This window comes from Pseudocalidococcus azoricus BACA0444, from assembly GCF_031729055.1.
In the GTDB taxonomy this organism is placed as follows: Bacteria; Cyanobacteriota; Cyanobacteriia; order Thermosynechococcales; family Thermosynechococcaceae; genus Pseudocalidococcus; species Pseudocalidococcus azoricus.
The window spans coordinates 81,974-99,787 of sequence record NZ_JAVMIP010000007.1 but is presented as its reverse complement, the minus strand read 5'-3'; the positions used below and the strand labels follow the sequence as shown (position 1 = coordinate 99,787).

General features: G+C 50.6%; 18 protein-coding genes and 2 pseudogenes. 11 read left to right on the top strand and 9 right to left on the bottom strand.

Annotation, left to right across the window (positions count from 1 at the left end):
* Positions 1–40 precede the first annotated feature (40 nt).
* Positions 41–352: pseudogene (locus RIF25_RS17260) on the top strand (transposase); the annotation flags it as partial.
* Positions 353–431: 79 nt separating this feature from the next.
* Here the strand turns inward: RIF25_RS17260 and RIF25_RS09010 are convergent.
* Positions 432–1,427, bottom strand: coding sequence for an alpha/beta hydrolase (locus RIF25_RS09010; protein ID WP_322878216.1), 996 nt, complete (start codon positions 1,425–1,427; stop codon positions 432–434).
* A gap of 88 nt (positions 1,428–1,515) precedes the next feature.
* Here RIF25_RS09010 and RIF25_RS17255 point away from each other — a divergent pair.
* Positions 1,516–1,988: pseudogene (locus tag RIF25_RS17255) on the top strand (RNA-guided endonuclease InsQ/TnpB family protein); the annotation flags it as partial.
* A 34-nt stretch (positions 1,989–2,022) separates the two neighbouring features.
* Here the strand turns inward: RIF25_RS17255 and RIF25_RS09000 are convergent.
* The 3 genes from RIF25_RS09000 to RIF25_RS08990 are packed head-to-tail and all read right to left on the bottom strand — an operon-like array spanning position 2,023 to position 3,426.
* The gene (locus tag RIF25_RS09000; RefSeq protein WP_322878214.1) at positions 2,023–2,895 is read right to left on the bottom strand and encodes a M23 family metallopeptidase; all 873 of its coding nucleotides are present in this window, start codon (positions 2,893–2,895) and stop codon (positions 2,023–2,025) included.
* Positions 2,896–2,923: 28 nt separating this feature from the next.
* A complete protein-coding gene (locus RIF25_RS08995) occupies positions 2,924–3,214 on the bottom strand; it encodes a DUF3288 family protein (RefSeq protein WP_322878213.1) in 291 nt (96 codons plus the stop codon).
* Positions 3,205–3,426, bottom strand: a complete 222-nt coding sequence (locus tag RIF25_RS08990; RefSeq protein ID WP_322878212.1) for a hypothetical protein — start codon at positions 3,424–3,426, stop codon at positions 3,205–3,207. Before RIF25_RS08990 ends, RIF25_RS08995 begins: the two co-directional genes overlap by 10 nt.
* On the opposite strand from RIF25_RS08990, the gene RIF25_RS08985 reads away from it, so the two are divergent.
* From RIF25_RS08985 to RIF25_RS08970, 4 genes are all read left to right on the top strand, one after another.
* The gene (locus tag RIF25_RS08985; RefSeq protein WP_322878211.1) at positions 3,425–3,784 is read left to right on the top strand and encodes a hypothetical protein; all 360 of its coding nucleotides are present in this window, start codon (positions 3,425–3,427) and stop codon (positions 3,782–3,784) included. The genes RIF25_RS08990 and RIF25_RS08985 overlap by 2 nt on opposite strands.
* A 60-nt stretch (positions 3,785–3,844) precedes the next feature.
* Positions 3,845–4,093: a type II toxin-antitoxin system HicB family antitoxin gene (locus tag RIF25_RS08980; RefSeq protein WP_322878210.1), complete on the top strand. Its 249-nt coding sequence runs from the start codon at positions 3,845–3,847 to the stop codon at positions 4,091–4,093.
* Between the two features lie 168 nt (positions 4,094–4,261).
* On the top strand, positions 4,262–5,539 hold the full coding sequence (ahcY, locus tag RIF25_RS08975; protein WP_322878209.1) for an adenosylhomocysteinase: 1,278 nt from the start codon (positions 4,262–4,264) through the stop codon (positions 5,537–5,539).
* A gap of 222 nt (positions 5,540–5,761) precedes the next feature.
* The gene (locus RIF25_RS08970) at positions 5,762–6,919 is read left to right on the top strand and encodes a PP2C family protein-serine/threonine phosphatase (protein WP_407682374.1); all 1,158 of its coding nucleotides are present in this window, start codon (positions 5,762–5,764) and stop codon (positions 6,917–6,919) included.
* Here RIF25_RS08970 and RIF25_RS08965 read toward each other — a convergent pair.
* Positions 6,916–7,362, bottom strand: a complete 447-nt coding sequence (locus tag RIF25_RS08965) for an NUDIX hydrolase (protein WP_322878207.1) — start codon at positions 7,360–7,362, stop codon at positions 6,916–6,918. The two genes, RIF25_RS08970 and RIF25_RS08965, sit on opposite strands and share 4 nt — an antisense overlap.
* 392 nt (positions 7,363–7,754) lie before the next feature.
* Here RIF25_RS08965 and RIF25_RS08960 point away from each other — a divergent pair, with 392 nt between their 5' ends.
* On the top strand, positions 7,755–8,090 hold the full coding sequence (locus RIF25_RS08960; protein WP_322878206.1) for a DUF1815 family protein: 336 nt from the start codon (positions 7,755–7,757) through the stop codon (positions 8,088–8,090).
* 92 nt (positions 8,091–8,182) lie between these two features.
* Positions 8,183–9,100: an alpha/beta fold hydrolase gene (locus RIF25_RS08955; RefSeq protein ID WP_322878205.1), complete on the top strand. Its 918-nt coding sequence runs from the start codon at positions 8,183–8,185 to the stop codon at positions 9,098–9,100.
* 7 nt (positions 9,101–9,107) lie between these two features.
* On the opposite strand, the gene RIF25_RS08950 is transcribed toward RIF25_RS08955, so the two are convergent.
* Positions 9,108–10,682: an alpha/beta hydrolase gene (locus RIF25_RS08950; protein ID WP_322878228.1), complete on the bottom strand. Its 1,575-nt coding sequence runs from the start codon at positions 10,680–10,682 to the stop codon at positions 9,108–9,110.
* Positions 10,683–10,861: 179 nt separating this feature from the next.
* Positions 10,862–11,359 (bottom strand): peptide-methionine (R)-S-oxide reductase MsrB, encoded by a 498-nt coding sequence (msrB, locus tag RIF25_RS08945; protein WP_322878204.1) that lies wholly within the window; start codon positions 11,357–11,359, stop codon positions 10,862–10,864.
* A gap of 225 nt (positions 11,360–11,584) precedes the next feature.
* Between msrB and RIF25_RS08940 the strand changes: the two genes are divergently transcribed.
* A complete protein-coding gene (locus RIF25_RS08940; protein ID WP_322878203.1) occupies positions 11,585–12,982 on the top strand; it encodes a BCD family MFS transporter in 1,398 nt (465 codons plus the stop codon).
* Here RIF25_RS08940 and purQ read toward each other — a convergent pair.
* A complete protein-coding gene (purQ, locus tag RIF25_RS08935) occupies positions 12,979–13,686 on the bottom strand; it encodes a phosphoribosylformylglycinamidine synthase subunit PurQ (RefSeq protein ID WP_322878202.1) in 708 nt (235 codons plus the stop codon). The genes RIF25_RS08940 and purQ overlap by 4 nt on opposite strands.
* Before the next feature lie 348 nt (positions 13,687–14,034).
* Here purQ and RIF25_RS08930 point away from each other — a divergent pair, with 348 nt between their 5' ends.
* Positions 14,035–14,385 carry a hypothetical protein gene (locus RIF25_RS08930; RefSeq protein WP_322878201.1) on the top strand — a complete coding sequence of 117 codons (351 nt, stop codon included), beginning with the start codon at positions 14,035–14,037 and terminating at the stop codon, positions 14,383–14,385.
* Between the two features lie 12 nt (positions 14,386–14,397).
* On the top strand, positions 14,398–16,944 hold the full coding sequence (locus tag RIF25_RS08925) for an O-antigen ligase family protein (protein WP_322878200.1): 2,547 nt from the start codon (positions 14,398–14,400) through the stop codon (positions 16,942–16,944).
* Here RIF25_RS08925 and RIF25_RS08920 read toward each other — a convergent pair.
* On the bottom strand, positions 16,934–17,779 hold the full coding sequence (locus tag RIF25_RS08920; protein ID WP_322878199.1) for a Tab2/Atab2 family RNA-binding protein: 846 nt from the start codon (positions 17,777–17,779) through the stop codon (positions 16,934–16,936). The two genes, RIF25_RS08925 and RIF25_RS08920, sit on opposite strands and share 11 nt — an antisense overlap.
* Positions 17,780–17,814 lie beyond the last annotated feature (35 nt).

Genomic DNA, 17,814 nt, shown 5'->3' with positions numbered 1-17,814 from the left:
CTTCACACGCAAGCTACAGGGCGGCTTTACGCTAGTTTGTGCGGGTAGGTTTAAGTTGATGGGAACCCGTGACTTGAATTTCTATCAGCTTGAGCAAATCAACCGAGTTCGAGTAGTACGGAGGTCAGATGGCTACTATGCACAGTTTCTAGTTAATGTAAAGCGTGTGATTGACCGAGAACCGACCAAGAAAACGGTGGGTATTGATGTGGGTTTAGCCTATTTCTATACCGATTCTGATGGGAACACGGTTGAGAATCCGAGGTACTTGCGGAAGTCGGAAAAGCGGCTCAAACGGGCGCAACGCCGAGTCAGCAAGAAAGTCAAAGGTTCAAAAAACAGACGGAAAGCCATCGCCCCGCTTCACCCGCCGCTAGTGATGTATGGAACACCATCAACCATATTTATACGGTCGGTGTGCAAGCGGCTTGTTATGCGGTGCTACTACAACGCGCTTTTTCAACAACTTGGCGAATTATATCAATGACTAATTCTGGATCGTCCAATTGGATTGCATGTCCACTTTTCTGGGCAATAATTTGAACGCCTTGGGGCGACTCATTCGCTAGATCTGCATGTAATTCCTGCATTATTTGAAGCAACTCCTGTGTTCCACCGAAGTCTGGCTTTCCAGAGGAAAGTACCATTAACGGAATTTCAGGAAATAGTTTTTTGCTACGTGCTTGCTCAACCTGCTGGATGCTAACTGAAAATGCTGCCGATTCTTGCCCCAAGGTTTGCCAAAATTGAGTTTGAGCGTAGATGGATTGAGCAGCAGACTTTATGGCGATCGGTAGTTTCTTAAATAGATCGGATGCCAACGGTAAACGATCAAATAGGACAAGCAAACGAAATAAGCCGATTCGTGCCATCATCGGCAACACATGAATCGCCAACCAGTCGAATCGCTCGTTCAATTTAACCATTGCAATTGGCATTCGCTCATTTATTCTTTCATGCGTCACATCCACTAAAACCATTCCGGCTACTTCTTCGGGGTACTGATAAGCAAAGAAACGAGTGAATAAACCGCTCAAAGACATGCCTACTAAGATATAGGGTGGTGCAATTCCAGCTTCTTTCAAGAGTTGCCGTAACTCCTTCACGATTTGTTTAGCCGTGCGCGGTTCTGTACCTGAGTCACTCCAACCGTAGCCCGCTCGATCGTAGGTCACGATTCTCGTAAATTTGGCAACTTCAGGCTGCACAAGTTGCCAATCGAGATGAGTGCCTCCCTGTCCACTATCAACAACAATTATCGGATGACCTTCACCCATGACTCGATAATGCAGACGCTTGCCCTCGATCTCAATCAACGCTCCAGGCGGTTGAAATGTACGGCGATCGCGGTTTGTAGCAAGTACCTGATAAACTGCTAAACCGACTACTCCAATCGATAATCCAAGGAGCGCAACAAGCCATAGCATTTCAGCCTATCCCCAAAGTTTGGAACATCTTTGAAATTGTCTCATAGCTTTCCAATCACGTCCCAAACGATAACTTAAGCCGCATAACAATCGTTTGGGACGAAAACACTTGAAAGTTCAACGCCAGCGTAAAGATTTTGCAGTTAAGGCTACGAGATGCGTGGTGATGTCTAACGACTTCGTGGCGATGGAACACTTGCAAGTGCGGAACATGGTCAAGAATCGTCATCTCGCTAAATCCATCAGTGATGCGGCATGGGGCGAGTTTCGCCGATGGGTTGAGTATTTTGGTCAGGTGTTTGGCGTGGTCACGGTTGCTGTACCGCCTCAGTACACCAGTCAGGAATGCTCGAACTGCGGGGCGATGGGGTGAAAAAGTCATTGTCAACTCGGACGCACGTTTGTCCCAAATGTGGGCATATTCAAGACCGAGATGAAAACGCTGCCATCAACATCTTGAAAAAAGGCTTGAGTACGGTAGGGCATACCGGAATTAACGCTTGGGGAGAGAACAACCTCTGTTTGAGTCAGGCAACTGGTTCAGATAAGTTGACTCATTGAGCCAAGAATCCTCGCACCTTCAGGACGGGGAGTGTCAATCCCACCCCTGTGTTAGCCATGAACGGGGATCCACGGACTGGCCAGCCACATACAAGCCCCAATGCAAATGTGGCCCGGTCGAAGCTCCAGAACTGCCAACTGCGCCGATTACCTGTCCAGGATTGACCAAATCCCCTACGTTCACGCGAATTTGGCTGAGATGAAGATAAATTGTTAAAACGCCTTGCCCATGATCCAGGCCAATGACATTCCCATGAATGAGAAACCCATCTTTTTCTCGGCCCACCAATGCAACTCGTCCGCGGGCAGCAGCTACCACTGGAGAGCCGGTTGGGCCTGCATAATCCAAACCACGATGAAAATAGTCCTCGGCAAACACCCCGTTGTAGTATCGCCTTACCCCATAGCCGGTGGTGATTGGGCCAGCATTGGGACGCACAAACCGACCTTGCCACAGCTTTTCTGGAGTCACGAGGGCTTTGAACGCATCCACCTGATCAAATTCTAAAGCTGTCCCCTCGTTATCTTTCCCCGGAGGTAGCCAAATGCGTTGGACTGGAAAACTGCGATTCCCGACCCAAACGAGAAGATTACGAGTTGTTTCCCCATCAGAAATCGTCAAGGTTTTCCGGCCAGGACTATCCAAAGGAGTTGTTGGAATTAAGGCTCGCCAGCGACTATCAGCCAAGGGAAAAGCCGGATAAGTTTTGTTCCCGAATTGGAGCATCGGAGCTTGCCCCGCTGGACTTACCACTGTAATAGTGACCGACAGGGTATCTCCTAAAACCGCTTGACTGGGACTAACTTGCGCCTCTAACCCCCAGGCCCCGACAGGTGAAAAAATTGTGGCAGTGACGACCAGGCCTGGGATCAGGGGATAACGAGACTGTGACAAGAAGCGATTCATTAGGATTGTGCCAAATTATGGAGAACTATTATGTCCAATCGTCTTTTTTACTGCTGCGAGGTTTATAAAGTCCCCCCTGTTGATGGAGTTGACGCGTCCGGGCAAAGAGTTCTAGTTCAGAGAGTTGCCAGCGGGCCAGAGCTTGATCCAAATCGGCTTTAATATCCGCTGCTCCGGGAAATCCTTGATAGCGAATTCGCAGCCGGGCCAGTTCCACCAAATTCAAATCCGTTGGCTCTTCCGTTAACAGCCGTTGACTGATGGCCCGATCTTGGCTGGCCTGGGGGTGTTGTTGGATTTTCTGGGACGTTACGGACATAAGGAATAGAGAAACAAAGACTTCAGGGGCAAAAATTGCGGGACTCCAACCGTAGCCAGATCCATGCTCTTAAATTCTAGGTGCTGAACCCCACCCCCAGGTAAGTCTGGCCTCAGTCTGTGCATAAACATCCCCGATTCCAGCGTTAACTTCTCAGAAAAAACAGGGATCGCCATGATGAGACGCTTGGGACTAGCCAAACTGGGGTTCATGGGTATCCTCTTCGGAATCAATTGGCTCTCAATGGGCCAGGCCTGGGGGCAATCCATACCCAGGATCAAAACCGGAGTCATGTATCCCCAAGTGCGGCAAGAATTACTGAGCCGGGGCTGGATTTTGTTGCCCAATGCCAGTTTATTAGAATCCCCCACCCTAACCCCCCTAGAACGCTATCTAATCAATCAACAGGGCTATTCCGAACTCTATGGCTGTGAAATTTCTGGGGTTGATCTCTGTGCCTTTCGGTTTCAAAATCGCCGGGGGGAAATCCTCGAAATCAGTACGGTTCACCTCTCCGTCACCCCCGATGGGACAATTCTCAGTTGGACAAGACGCAAACTCCAAAAATAACGAATCTAGCCCAGGCCCCGGACATCTCGCTAAAATTGGCCAGTAGGCTTGAAGTTCATTATGTTAAACGATTACCTGATGGCGGCGATGAAAATTGCCAAATATCAAGTGCTAGAGGATAATTCTTACTTTGGCTGCATTCCTGGGTTTGATGGGCTGTGGAGCAATGCCAGGACTCTCGAACAATGCCGTGATGAACTGCTTTCAGGCCTGGATGATTGGGTACTCTTGGGCTTGAAAATGGGACATTTATTGCCTGTGGTTGACGGGATAGAGCTAAATTTAGACTTAACCCCTGAAGCAAGCTAATGCCCGAAATTAGAGCCATTAAACGCAAAGATTTGATTACTTATCTGAGGCGGTTAGGATTCGCTGGCCCATTTTCCGGCAAACGTCATCCCAAATAACTTCCTAGCCCAGGCCCTGATAATCCAGTTATGATAAGCAAGCAGATATGAGCCACTAGGAAACTTTTGCATGGTTGCCACTTCCGTCAAACTTGAATACGACATTAAAGACATTGGCCTGGCTCCCCTCGGTAAACAGCGAATTGAATGGGCCGGCCGGGAAATGCCAGTGCTGAAGCAAGTCCGGGAGCGATTCAGCCAAGAAAAACCCCTCGCCGGAATTCGCCTTGTCGCCTGCTGCCATGTCACCACCGAAACTGCCCACCTGGCCATTGCTCTCAAAAGTGCCGGAGCCGATGCCGTCTTAATTGCCAGTAACCCCCTTTCCACCCAAGATGATGTCGCCGCCAGCTTAGTGGTAGATTATGGGATTCCGGTTTTTGCCTTTAAGGGTGAAGATACCGCCACCTATTCTCGCCATGTTCAGATCGCCTTAGATCATCGCCCGCAAATCATTATTGATGATGGCTGTGATGTGGTTGCGACCCTAATCCAAGAGCGGCAAGACCAAATTAAAGACCTCATCGGCACAACGGAAGAAACCACCACCGGCATTGTTCGCCTCCAGGCCATGTATAGGGATGGGGTCTTAACCTTTCCGGCCATGAATGTCAATGATGCCGATACCAAACATTTCTTTGACAATCGCTACGGCACCGGCCAATCTACCCTGGATGGGATTATTCGGGCGACTAACATTCTGTTGGCTGGTAAAACGATTGTGGTGGCTGGCTATGGCTGGTGCGGCAAAGGTACGGCGATGCGGGCCCGGGGCATGGGCGCAAACGTGGTGGTGACGGAAATTGATCCCGTGCGGGCGATTGAAGCGGCCATGGATGGGTTCCGGGTACTGCCGATGGCTGAAGCTGCGACCGTGGGGGATATTTTCATTACGGTGACAGGCAACAAACACGTGATCCGGGCCGAACATTTTGCGGTGATGAAGGATGGCGCGATTGTCTGCAATTCCGGTCACTTTGATATTGAAATTGATCTGAAGGCCCTCAAATCTGTGACTGATGAAGTCAAGGTAGTGAGGAATTTCACCGAAGAATACCGGCTGAGCAGTGGGAAATCGATCATTGTGATTGGGGAAGGACGCTTGGTGAATCTGGCGGCAGCAGAGGGTCATCCCAGTGCCGTGATGGATATGAGCTTTGCCAACCAGGCCCTGGCGGCTGAATACTTGGTCACTCATCAAGGCAAACTAGAACCCGGCATTCACTCCATTCCGAAAGAAGTGGATCAAGAAATTGCTCGCCTTAAGCTCCAGGCCATGGGGATCGCTATTGATACCCTGACCCCGGCCCAAATGGAGTACATGAACTCCTGGACATCGGGAACCTAATTCTCCAGAATTTTTCCGATTGCGCTAAAGTTCAAGTATTCTGAAAGGCAAGCTGGGCTGATGTTGCCTGATCCACACGGTTGTGGCCCGCCTCAATTTGTGCCTCAGCCAAGGTGGCATCAGATGTGGGGAAATGGCCAGGGGATGAGGGTTTTACCTGTTTAGACCCCCCGTCTCGGTAAGACAATGCTTGGCGATGTCTGAGGGTGAACCTAGTGGTGAATGGGACTGGTTTTCGGCGTGGCATATCACATTCTGGTTATTGATGATGATCCGACAACCCGCTTGATCCTGGCTAAGAATCTGCGCAACCAGGGGTATGAAGTCACCACTACAAATCATGGTGAAGCCGGGATCAGCACGGCCAGGGAGATTCAGCCCGCCCTAATTATTTGTGACTGGATGATGCCAGGCCTGGATGGATTAGAGGTGTGTCGGCGGATTAAAGCAGATCCAGACTTGGCTTCAATCTTTTTTGTGTTACTCACAGCCAAAGACGACATTGCCGACCGGATTCGGGGCCTGGATGCGGGGGCCGATGAATTTTTATCCAAACCGATTGAGCGGGATGAACTGCGGGCCAGGGTACAAGCAGGCTTGCGGCTCTATCAGGCCAACCAAGAACTGAAAGAGCAAAAACATCTCCTCGAAACCGAACTCAATGAAGCGGCAATTTATGTCCGGTCACTCTTGCCCAAACCGGTGTCTGTGCCAATCAAAATTGATTTGCGCTTTATTCCCTCCAGTCAACTGGGTGGCGATTGCTGCGACTTTTTTTGGCTAGATGAACAGCATCTGGTCATGTTTTTGCTCGATGTCTCTGGCCATGGCCTGGGGGCGGCGTTACCCTCAGTCTCCCTGCTCAATCTCCTCCGTTCCCAAAAAGAGTCTGCACCGCAGGATTTTTATTACCCCGGCCGGATCCTCTCCCTCCTTAATGATGGGTTTCAAATGAACGACCAGAACGATAAATATTTCACGATCTGGTATGGGGTCTATAACCAACAATCTCAACAACTCACCTATGCCAGTGCGGGCCATCCCCCAGCCTTGTTAATTGATGCCAATGCCGCCGCTAGAGTCCAAGTCACGCCCCTAAAAACCCCGAGCCTGCCAATTGGGATGTTTGATGATGTCACCTATCAGACTGCCACCTGTCCAGTCTCCACTGGGAGTATGCTCTATATCTTTAGTGATGGCATCTATGAATTTAATACCGTCAGCGGCTCGGCCTGGACGTTAGGGGAATTTGGCAGCCTCCTTGCTAGTCATTATCCCAAACAGTCCAACTTAGACAGCATTCTTGCGGAAATCCAGGGGATCAGTGCACCAGGAGCCATGGGAGTGGATGATATCTCCCTCATCCAAGTGCAGTTTTAGCCCAGCCTTGCTTGAAGATGGCTTGCATCTATGAAGTCGAGGATAATTTTTTGGTGAACAGTGCCTAGGGGTTTTTCAGCGTTGGGTTTGGGGGAGTAGAAATAGCCTTGCCGAATCGCCACTTCTGGGACTAAGGCCAAATCCCAGCCTTCCCTTAGGTCCAGTTCCTCCAGGCCCACTGCCAACTGCCCCCAAAATACATAGCGACAAATCTTCTCATCGTTGTACATTCCAAAAAACTCTACAGCGGGAGGGCAATAGCTGATTTCCTCGAAGAGTTCTCGCCGCAGGGCCGCTTCCGGGGATTCACCCGCTTCTAAATGCCCCCCAAACAGCCCCCAATGGCCGGGATAGAGAATACCTGGCAGATCATCCCGTAACTGCATTAAGAATTGACTGCCTTGGGAAAGGATTGCAATGGCCACAGGGGTTAAAGAGGGCATGGCACGTTAAAGCGGTAAACGATCAGAAATCATCAAAGACGGTATCAGAATTGTCAATGGGTGACTTTTATGACAAAATCCTGAAACCATAATGCCCTAAGGTACAATAGAAGTCATCTTTGAGAAGACGGAACTTTAGTTTTTTTGCGCCCGTCTTGCCCAAAACCTGCTTCCTTAGGCAGTGACAGTTTTAAATCTTTTTTAACTAGCTGAATCACTAATTATATTTTTATTAACCGATACACTATGAATCTATTTTTCTTGATCCCCAGCTTGAAAGCCTGAAATTGACTCTAATCAGTATATCGGGCTACCAAAAAACCTGAAAATTCTTAATTTTGTTTTAATATTTGCTATGATTCAGTACGGTAGAAATACTCAGGAGCGCTATTGTGTTCACTCGACTTGCTGACCAACATCGCCGTTTTATCCGGGAGTTGGTGTTTGATCTCCAGGCCTTGGCCATTGCCCTTGAACAGCGGGGTCTCTTAGCTTCCTGTTACACCTGTGGCGGAGAGTTAAATAGTGCCTCCTTCATGGTTAGTTTGATGGATGGACATTTGATTCGGTTTTTAGTTTCCGATTACGGGATCACCTGGACAGAAATGCGGGATGACCGGGAATTGATGAAACTCGAGGGAGCCGAAGCCATCAGTCAACTCCAAGAACTGGCCAATTTACTTAAACAACCCCAAACTCCATCTCCGGCTATTTCTTTGGTGTATTAGGTTTTGCCGCAGTTGTCTGAGTCAGATCAGTAACAAGTGTTACCCTGGATACAGGAATTAGGGCGAGTTTTTGTCTAATCGCTCAAAGCACTATGGTGACATTGGATACCCAGGCCTGGCAGCATCAGTACATTAACGTCAATCAAGCCAATCAAGTTCGTTTACATTACGTCACCCAAGGCGAAGGGGATTTAGTCATTCTCCTGCACGGATTTCCAGAATTTTGGTATTCCTGGCGATTTCAATTACCAGCCCTGGCCCGTCATTTTAAGGTGGTCGTCCCAGATTTACGGGGCTATAATGATTCCGAAAAAACTCAGCAGGGCTATGATCTCAAGACCCTCAGCCAGGACATATTAAGCTTAATTACCGCCCTGGGCTATGAACGGGCCCACATTGTTGGTCATGATTGCGGCGGTGTGATTGCCTGGTATTTAGCCCAAAATTTCCCCCAGGCCCTCGGTAAACTAGTCGTCCTCAATGCCCCGCCTCCCGATGGCTTATTTCGAGAAATTTGGGGCCAGTTGGATCATCTCTGGCGGCGTTGGCCTCTTTTGGCTTGTCAAGTGCCTGGCCTGGCGGAATATTGGCTCGGAAGCAACTTAAAGGGCTTTGTCCAAGATTGGTTTCAACGCTACTCCATTCGCAAAGCGGCCTTTTCCAATGACACCCTGCAAATCTATCAATCCGCCCTTGAAAAAGCCGGAGCTATTTCCGCCGCCCTAGCCAGTTATCGCCATTTACTCTTACCCCAGGCCTGGTGGCCCCAATTTCGCAACCAAGTCCAGCAGATTAACATCCCGACCCTTGTGCTTTGGGGGGCCGATGATCCCGTTTTAAGTCGTTCGTTGACGGAAAGTTTAGAGCACCTGTTAACGGGCCCTTGGCGATTACGCTTACTCAATGATTGTGGGCATTGGGCGATGCAGGAAGTCCCGGACTTGGTCAATCGTGAACTGATTAACTTCCTCCGGGGAGATGTCCTGCTGTTACCCAACCCAAACAGTTAGGCACAACCTAAGGTCGGGCTGGTCCCCCAGCAATGGCAGCGTTAATTTGCGCTTGGGTGAGTTCCCGAATCATGTAGAGAGAGAAGGGATTAGTCGCCAACCCGCCCGCAAATTTTTGCCCCAAAAACCCCTGAAACTCTGGATTGGGGGTGATGTAGGTTTGGAAAAAGGCCGAGGTAATCCCTTTCACCATGGGCTTGGCCTTCGTGGGATCGGGGCCAATCAAATCATTGGGGACTGGGAAAACCCCCGTTTCGCCAGGTTGTAAGACGGAAAAATGGGTCCCTAAGTTTATAACCGCCAGATACTTATCCGGTGTTGTCAGCCAGGTAAAGGGGATGAATTGTTCATCTAAGGGGGGGGCAAAAATATCCTCACTGCCCGCAACAATGAGTGTGGGAATTTTTATTTGGGAGATGCCGGCCTGGCCAAAAATCACACTGCCAATGGGATTGATCGCCACCACCGCCTTGACCCGTTCATCCCGTAACTGTTCGGAGACACTGGGTACACCGAGTATCCGGCATTGGAGCAGGGCAGAAATGTTGAAGGAATTGAGATCATCTCGGATGCGATTACATTCTTTTTGGATGGAAGTCCGATCAATCCCCGCCCCAGCTACCGCTAATGCCGTATAACCGCCCATAGAATGGCCTAAAACTCCGACTTGATTCACGTTAATTTGCCAATCCGGGGTGGCAGTTTTGGACAAGGTATCTAAAAAGTATTTGATGTCCAGAGGGCGATTAACGAGGTCAGATGGAATGATGCGATAGTCAATTTCAGTCCCCGATAGAAAGAACTTAAACCGCTGGGAGTCGGAGCCAGGATGGGTAATGGCCGCCACTGGAAAGCCTTGGGAAGCAAAGTGTTCCGCTAAGTAGGTAAAGGTAAATCGGTCGGAAGCCAGGCCATGGGAGATGACAATTAAGGGAGTGGGTTGGGTCAGCCCCTTGGGAAGATAGAGTTCGGCGGGAATGGGTTGATTGCCTCGATTAGGGTTGACAAAGGTAATACTTTTTTTATCCCAGGTAAAGGAGCCATTTTGGGCCGGGTTGGGCAGATTGCTGGGGATGGGGAGGGATCGGCTAGCATTGGCCGTTTTTGCCAGGGCGGCCACCACCCGATTTTGATTTTCCGTTACCCGGACAAAGCCTTGGAGAGTTCTAAACCCCAATTGTCCCTCAACTTGAATCGTTGGACTCGGAAAAGCCCGAATCACATTCAGGATACTGATCCCGGCCGGATTCTTAGCCGCAGTGACAAAGGCTTGTTTGAGGGCCACGGAGCCGTTTTGGTTGTCAGCGGTGCGTAAAACTTGCCCAATCCGATTAAACAGGGCAATTCCCAAAGGAGAGTTAACAGCTTCTTCGACTGTTTTGGGGGATAGCTGCATACTTTCTTGGAGAGCTTCCCGCAGTTGTTCCTGGTTTTCCTGGGGGACGAGGCGGACAAAACGTTCGAGGGCGGGGCTAGGGGAGCCTTCTTTAGCAAAGGTTTCAATATCCTTCACGGTCAAAACAAAATTACCCAGGGGTGGAAAGGCAATAGTGATGGATTCAGCGGCCAGGCCCGGGGCCATCAGCACACTCGCCAACATTCCCAGTGCCGATAGACCTCTGCTAGTCCAACGTCCCAAAACTTGCCCCATTGACCGCCCCATAATTAAGATCCTCAACCCAAAGCAAAACTCAGCCATAGCATAACATCCAGGCCTGGGCTAACTCTCGATCAATCCCCTGGTCTGGTTAATCTCTGCTTCTAACGGGCAACAAACTTCAAGGCCAGGCCATTCATACAATACCGTGATCCCGAAGCTGAACGATTATCTAAAAAAACATGGCCTAAATGCCCACCACAGCGGCGACAATGGACTTCGGTTCGGGTCATAAAAAAGGAGTTATCCACAGAGGTAGCGATCGCCCCCGAAATCGGTTTCGTAAAACTGGGCCAGCCGGTGCCACTGTCATATTTGGCCTGGGAGCTAAACAAGGGTAATTGACAGCCAGCACAGAAAAAAGTTCCAGCCCGATATTCCTTGTCTAAGGGGCTACTATTGGGCAGTTCAGTCCCTTTCATCCGCAACACATAGTACTGGCCTGGGCTAAGGATTTTTCGCCATTCTGATTCTGACTTTGTTACTTCAAAAGTGCTGTTGGCCAGAGCATCCCCTGGAAATAATTTGATCCCCAAAAGTTCGGCAATGCCAACCAGCCCCAGTGAGCCGATCCCCAACTTGAGAAATGTCCGTTTATTCATCGGATTTACCCTTGCACGCCTAAAATTCTCAGCTACAATCAACTATCTTCTCAAGGTAAACCCCCGGCCTGAGAAATGCCTGAGAACTTGCTCCCAAACCCCGGAGGTTCATCTGCTTGGCGGCCTCTGCCAATGTGTCATCCTAGCTAAAGAAGGAACCAAGGTTATCTCGATATAAATTTTATCAACGGATGGATTGCTGAGTTGAGGTGTGACTGACAGACCATGACGGAAAATACCACCCTGCCTAAATTACCCCTGTGGGAGATGTTTCGCCTCGGTTTGTTTCAGATGGGCCTGGGGATGATGTCCATTTTGACCTTGGGGGTTTTGAATCGGGTCATGATCCAAGAGTTAACCCTCCCAGCCACCTTGGTAGTTTTAACCATTGCCATGCATCAGTTTGTGGCCCCAGTCCGGGTTTGGTTTGGGCAGTTGTCCGATGCCTACCCGATTAAAGGGTTTCATCGCACGGGCTATGTTTGGCTGGGGGCGGTGGCCTTTAGTCTGGTGGCTTTTTTGACGGTACAGGTGATTTGGCAACTGGCCGGGGCCTGGGATGGGACAAATTGGACGGGGACAACAACGCTCTGGATGGTGGGTTTAGGATTTCTCTTTGCCTGTTATGGAGCCTTTGTCAGCGCCAGTTCCACTCCCTTTGCGGCTCTGTTGGTGGATGTCTCTGATGAAGATAACCGCAGTCAACTGGTCGGAGTGGTGTGGTCAATGCTGACAGTGGGGATCGTGATTGGGGCGATTCTCAGTGCGGGGTTACTCAAACAAATTGAACTGGATACCCCCATCGCGGAGTTACAGGCCGCGATTAACCGTCTATTCCTAATTGTCTTGCTCCTCGTCGTTGGTTTAGCTGTGGTCGGAACTTGGGGCATTGAAGCTAAGTTTTCCCGTTATGGTCAGCGCACCCAGGCCCGGACAAGCTCAGAAAAGATTACCTTGGGGCGGGCCTTGCGAATTCTTTTGGCTAATCGGCAAACGGGCATTTTCTTCGGCTTTTTGCTTTTGATGACAATCAGTTTATTTATCCAGGAGCCGGTCTTAGAACCCTTTGGCGGTGAAGTTTTTGGGATGACCATTAGTGAAACGACGCGGCTGAATGCCTATTGGGGGATGGGCACATTATTGGGCCTGAGCTTAACCGGCTTTTTAATTGTGCCGCGCCTCGGAAAAATGATGACAACGCGTTTGGGCTGTGGAGCCGTGGCTGTGAGTTTTGTGCTGCTCCTATTGGCCGGGTTCACGGGAAATTCAACCCTGCTGTTGGGAGAACTAGTCATATTTGGGATTGCGGCCGGAATTACGACCACTGGGGCCTTGAGCCTAATGTTAGATTTAACCGCAGCCGAAACAGCCGGAACCTTTATCGGGGCCTGGGGCCTGGCCCAAGCGATTGCGCGGGGATCAGCGACGGTGTTGGGCGGGACAGCGTTGGATGTGGGCCGGCGGCTTTTTGGTGAACCCTTACTCGCTTATGCCACAGTCTTTTGTTTACCGATTCTGGGGATGGGCCTGGCGATTTGGCTCTTGGGACAGGTGGATGTCAAGCAGTTCCAGCAGCAGTCAGCGGCCGCCATCACCAAAATCTTGGCCCAGGAGTTGGATTAGACCGAAATAGGCATGCAAGAGTCTTGATTGACGAGGGATTGGAATAGGATTAAACCATCCAGTCCCCTCAAAAGAGGATCTGCAGCCCGCTCCGGGTGAGGCATCATCCCTAAAACGTTTCCGGCTCGGTTACAAATTCCGGCGATATTATGCAGCGAACCATTGGGATTTTGCCCTTCGACCCAAGCTCCGTCCGGTTGACAGTAGCGAAAGAGAACTTGCTGATTGGCTTCCAAGGCTTCTAAGGTTTCCGGTGTGGCATAGTAGGAGCCTTCGCCGTGGGCAATGGGTAATTGAATGACTTGACCGGGGGTATAGGCATTTGTCCAGGGGGTTTGGCTATTTTCAACCCGCAACTGGGCCTGGTCGCAAATAAAATGCAAATCCCGGTTCCGCCCTAGGGCCCCCGGCAATAAGCCCACCTCGGTCAAGATTTGAAAGCCGTTACAAATTCCTAAGAGCAGTTTTCCCGCGGCAGCGTGGTCTTTGATTGCAGGCATAATGGGCGAAAACCGGGCAATGGCCCCACAGCGCAGATAATCCCCATAGCTAAACCCGCCGGGCAAAACCACTAAATCCACATCCCCCAGGTGGGTATCCTGATGCCAAATCATTCGAGTCGGCCAACCGAGGATTTCCCCCGTGACGTAGGCCACATCCCGATCACAGTTAGAGCCAGGGAAAACAATAATCCCAACCTTCATCGCCCAAGCCTCCTAGCTCAAATGCTGGCTAATGTTCCATTACGTTTTATCTTCGCTGATCCCCGAGCGAGATCAACCACCACAGGCGGGCCTGGGGGATATTTAACGGCTCATCTAGCCAGGGGACAGGGGAGAAAACGGAATGAATCCGGCATCTGCAACTACCCAGATAGGTTATATCCGCCTAGGAAGATGTGATCCAGGCCCCGCACTGAGGGTAATTTAATTTAGGGAGCTGGGAACTCTCTGGAATGGGCTATTCTGGAGGAAGTTTTGGGGTTGAGGCTGATGGATTGGAAAGAGATTACTACCGTCTGCGGACTGGTTTGGCTAGGGGTAATAGTCCCTGTGGAAACATCTGCCCAACCGTCACAGGGGTTTATCGCCCAAAATCGTCCGGTTCCAGTCATTCAAGATGGCCAACCCCTAATAAATCAACCCCAATCGCTGCCCTTACCCCAACCAGAACCCAACTTAACCGGGGCCGACCAAATTATTCAGCAAGGTGTCCCCAATAGCCAACGCCAAGCTGCTTCAGAACTGATTCGCCAAAGCCAAGATGCGGGCCTGGTCAATGACGATTATGTCGGTAGTCCAGATTATTTCAATTGGGTGGATGGAGATCAATTGGGTGTACCCACAGACGATGCCATTGGGACCTGGGGTGATGGGTTCTATCCCTACACAGTGGGCTATTAGTACCATTGACCTATGACATCTCTGCCTCGGTTTGATGCGGCTAGTCGCCAAGAAGGCAAGTTAATCGGCTTACTTTTAGGGGGGGGCTATGTTCTTTTTACCCTCCTCCCCGATAGCCATAGTTTGATGGTGGCCTGGCCGTGGGTGTTTCTCTGGCAATTTACGGTGATCCTGCCATTGTTGTGGTTGGTGTGGTTGTTGCTGTATCAACGGCGTTGGCCGGCACTGGGGAATGGCTTGGATTGGAGCTTTGGGCTTTTGGGGCTGGGGATTATAGTTTCTACCTTGGGGGCGGAGTTTCGATTCCAAAGTCTTTGGTATGCCATTGCGGCCTTGGGGGGAATTGCAGCGGTCTATGCTTTAACGGCCTGGTTACGCACTCCCGAACGCCGCCAACGGCTTTTGGTCTGGCAGGGCTATTTGGGCATTGCTTTTAGTCTCTGGAGTTTATTTCTTTGGTTCAGCCAAACAATTTTACCGGAATATGCCCGACTGGCTGATCTGCAAGAATTAGGAATTAGGCGCAATCTTGACTTAACAGCTTTAGAACTGCGCAACTGGGCCCCCTTTGGGCATCAAAACTATGTGGCTGGATATTTATTACTTTTGCTGCCACTGTTAGGGGTGTTGGCCTGGCAGGAGGTGGGGCGGCGGCGTTGGCTGTGGGTAACAGGCCTGGGGATTGGTTTGATTGACTTTTACTTTACAAATTCCCGCGGGGGTTGGCTGGGATTGTTGGCCTGGGCGGTGACTTTGGCATGGTTCTTACTCTGGGCAGCGATGAAACTAGAACGGCGACAACGGTTAGCCTTAGGTTTGGGCTTGGGGAGCTTACTGGTGGTCTTGACCATTGGTTGGAGTACCTCCCGGCTGCGGCAATCGGTTTGGGGCCTGATCCAGGGCAATGAAACCTCTGAGTTAGCCTATCGCTGGATTACGGCCAATATTGGCTGGTCAATGGGCTGGTCAAAACCAGGAACCGGAACAGGGTTGGGATCCGTGCCGTTGCTTTACCAAAAGTTTCGGCCTGCCTGGGCGGGGAAAGAGGCAGAAATGGCCTATCAACTCCACAGTACGCCAGTGCAGGTTTGGGCTGAGTTGGGGGTTTGGGGAATTCTCAGTGGCCTGGTTTTGGTCGGGGTGTTGGTTTATTGGGCCATCCGCTGGCGGGCCTGGTTGCCGAATCTGATTGAGTCGGATCAAGGGTTAGCCGTGGGAGTTGGCCTGGCCTTGGGCAGCTATGGGATTATGAGTCTCACCGATTATCAAGTTGATAACATTGCCATTGCGGGGCTATTGGGATTGCATTTGGCCGGTTTAGCTGCACTAATTCGCCAAGGGTTAAGTCACTCCCCACCACCGCGATCAAAATGGGTGCATAGTTGGGGATGGTTGGGACTAGCGGGAATAATTGGAATTTGGATTTGGGTTTGGCCGATTCACCAGGCCTGGAATCTATCCAGTCAAGGCTTTAATGCCCTCCTCAGTCAACCGCCAAAGTGGCCAGAGTTTGTAGCCAAGCTGGAGCAGGCCGAAGCATTAGCCCCTTGGGAACCCTACTATCCCTTACAACTGGGTTGGAATTTAGGTCGCCAGAGTTTAGAGATCCCGGCCTCAGATTTACAACAGCAATTCTTGGCCCAGGCCATTGCGGCATTTCAACGGGGAAACCAATTAGCTCCCAATTTAGAGTTTGGACAAAATAATCTCGGTTGGTTACTGTTACGGCAAGACCCGGTTGCAGCGAAGTTGGCCTTTGCCCGGGCAATTCAGTTAATGCCAGCCCGGCCGGGTAATTTTTACGGCCTGGGTTTAAGTTTGTTAGCAGCCCGTCAACCTAAATTAGCCGAACAAAGCTTTTATTTGGAAGTTCTCCGCCAGCCGATTACCATCACCAGTACCATTTGGCGCGAACCCTTCATGGCCCCCTTCTATCAGCCAGTTCTTGAAAAGGCTTTGGATTTTTATGGGCAACTGCGGACAGCGACTCAGCCCGAGGCTCCCCTGGGACAATATGCCCGCCAGGCCTATGCCGCGTTAATTTGGTGGCAAGGTATTCCCGCTGCCATGACCCAACTGATTAAGGAGTCCCCCAATTCACTTCATCCCGACCTAGTCACGCTTCTGAATTTTCAGCAGGGGCAGATGCCAGTAGCAAGCTTAGAAGCCATGAACCCGACCCAGGCCCTGATTACGGCTTGGCTGGATCCGGCAAATCGGAAAACCCTTTTAGCCCAGGCCTGGTTGCGGGCCACCCAAACGGTGATCCCAGAAGTGCTACTGAGCCAACTCATTACCTCCATAGAGCGGTCGCCAGATTTTGATACCTGGTTGCGGCAAACGAGTCCGAGCCAAGGAGTGCAATATACCCGCGCTGGTTTTGGGGTTCTGAGTCGGCACATTGACGGGCCTCAACCGAGTGACTTTTATCTAGATGCCCAGAATGCAGTGACCAGTAATATCCTCGGCACCATTTGGCCAACAGCCTATTACCTGCCCCCCTTGGACGAGAGCCTTGAACCCCTCCGCCAGACCCTAGTGGCTAAGATCAAGAGCTAGATTGTTGCAGCAGCCATAGTCCCGTATAGGTTACACCCGATTCGTCCGGTTGAATGAGCAAGAAATGTAACCCTTGGGCAGCGGCTCGCCGAGTCATAAATCCCTGGGCCGATTGCCGGACTTGAGGATCATCAAATGTGGCTAAAACCCAGCGTTCCCGCAATCCCGCCGACATAATCAAACCATCGGGTTGTCCGGCAATAAACTCCACCTCAGCCGGATTTTGTTCTTGACACCAACGGGCTAAGGCCATGGAACGGCGGCCACCGTAGATGATGATACCGGGAATGATAACACTAGCTGCCAGGCCCAGTTGACTTGGGAGCATATCCATTCTGAGAGACAAAATTGGGATCGGTTGGGTGATTAAATGTGTTTCTAGTTCCCCTGCCATCAGGCCAGTAAATTGCCAACCGTCTCCCCAGAGATGCTCGGGCAAAGGCACAGGAGGTAAGGAGGTAATGTGCAAGGGTTGATAGGGTTCCCCCGTATAATTCGCCGCGGTGGGGTAACGTTCGGCCTGGGCGGCTAGAAGACGCTTTAAGGCAGGGGTATGGCGAGTCGGCTCTACCATTAGATTTAACTCATTGGCGGCTAACTCAAAGACGCTTAAAGATTGGGGCCGAAATAGCTGGATGCGTTCTGGACATGAGCCAGTTTTTTGGATACAGATTTCCAATTGCCGAATTAGCCAATCAAAGCGGGCCTGAGTTTGGGGGCATTGGGCCTGATGCAGGATTTGACCACTGGGATCGACGATCAATAACTCCCACAACGTTTGACCTTGGGGATTGGTCAAGGGTCGCTCTGAAAAATCTACTTGCCAAAGAGTCATTACCTATCCGAGGATTTGAAGGGGCGGGAAAGTTA

Coding starts and splice junctions, on each gene's coding strand:
- ahcY (WP_322878209.1), top strand. CDS start 4,262: ATGGTTGCCACTTCCGTCAAACTTGAATACGACATTAAAGACATTGGC.
- msrB (WP_322878204.1), bottom strand. CDS start 11,359: ATGAATAAACGGACATTTCTCAAGTTGGGGATCGGCTCACTGGGGCTG.
- RIF25_RS08940 (WP_322878203.1), top strand. CDS start 11,585: ATGACGGAAAATACCACCCTGCCTAAATTACCCCTGTGGGAGATGTTT.
- RIF25_RS08985 (WP_322878211.1), top strand. CDS start 3,425: ATGGGTATCCTCTTCGGAATCAATTGGCTCTCAATGGGCCAGGCCTGG.
- RIF25_RS08950 (WP_322878228.1), bottom strand. CDS start 10,682: ATGGCCCCGGGCCTGGCCGCTGAATCCATCACTATTGCCTTTCCACCC.
- RIF25_RS08990 (WP_322878212.1), bottom strand. CDS start 3,426: ATGAACCCCAGTTTGGCTAGTCCCAAGCGTCTCATCATGGCGATCCCT.
- RIF25_RS08995 (WP_322878213.1), bottom strand. CDS start 3,214: ATGTCCGTAACGTCCCAGAAAATCCAACAACACCCCCAGGCCAGCCAA.
- RIF25_RS08980 (WP_322878210.1), top strand. CDS start 3,845: ATGTTAAACGATTACCTGATGGCGGCGATGAAAATTGCCAAATATCAA.
- RIF25_RS08920 (WP_322878199.1), bottom strand. CDS start 17,779: ATGACTCTTTGGCAAGTAGATTTTTCAGAGCGACCCTTGACCAATCCC.
- RIF25_RS09000 (WP_322878214.1), bottom strand. CDS start 2,895: ATGAATCGCTTCTTGTCACAGTCTCGTTATCCCCTGATCCCAGGCCTG.
- RIF25_RS08965 (WP_322878207.1), bottom strand. CDS start 7,362: ATGCCCTCTTTAACCCCTGTGGCCATTGCAATCCTTTCCCAAGGCAGT.
- purQ (WP_322878202.1), bottom strand. CDS start 13,686: ATGAAGGTTGGGATTATTGTTTTCCCTGGCTCTAACTGTGATCGGGAT.
- RIF25_RS08970 (WP_407682374.1), top strand. CDS start 5,762: ATGGGACTGGTTTTCGGCGTGGCATATCACATTCTGGTTATTGATGAT.
- RIF25_RS08925 (WP_322878200.1), top strand. CDS start 14,398: ATGACATCTCTGCCTCGGTTTGATGCGGCTAGTCGCCAAGAAGGCAAG.
- RIF25_RS09010 (WP_322878216.1), bottom strand. CDS start 1,427: ATGCTATGGCTTGTTGCGCTCCTTGGATTATCGATTGGAGTAGTCGGT.
- RIF25_RS08955 (WP_322878205.1), top strand. CDS start 8,183: ATGGTGACATTGGATACCCAGGCCTGGCAGCATCAGTACATTAACGTC.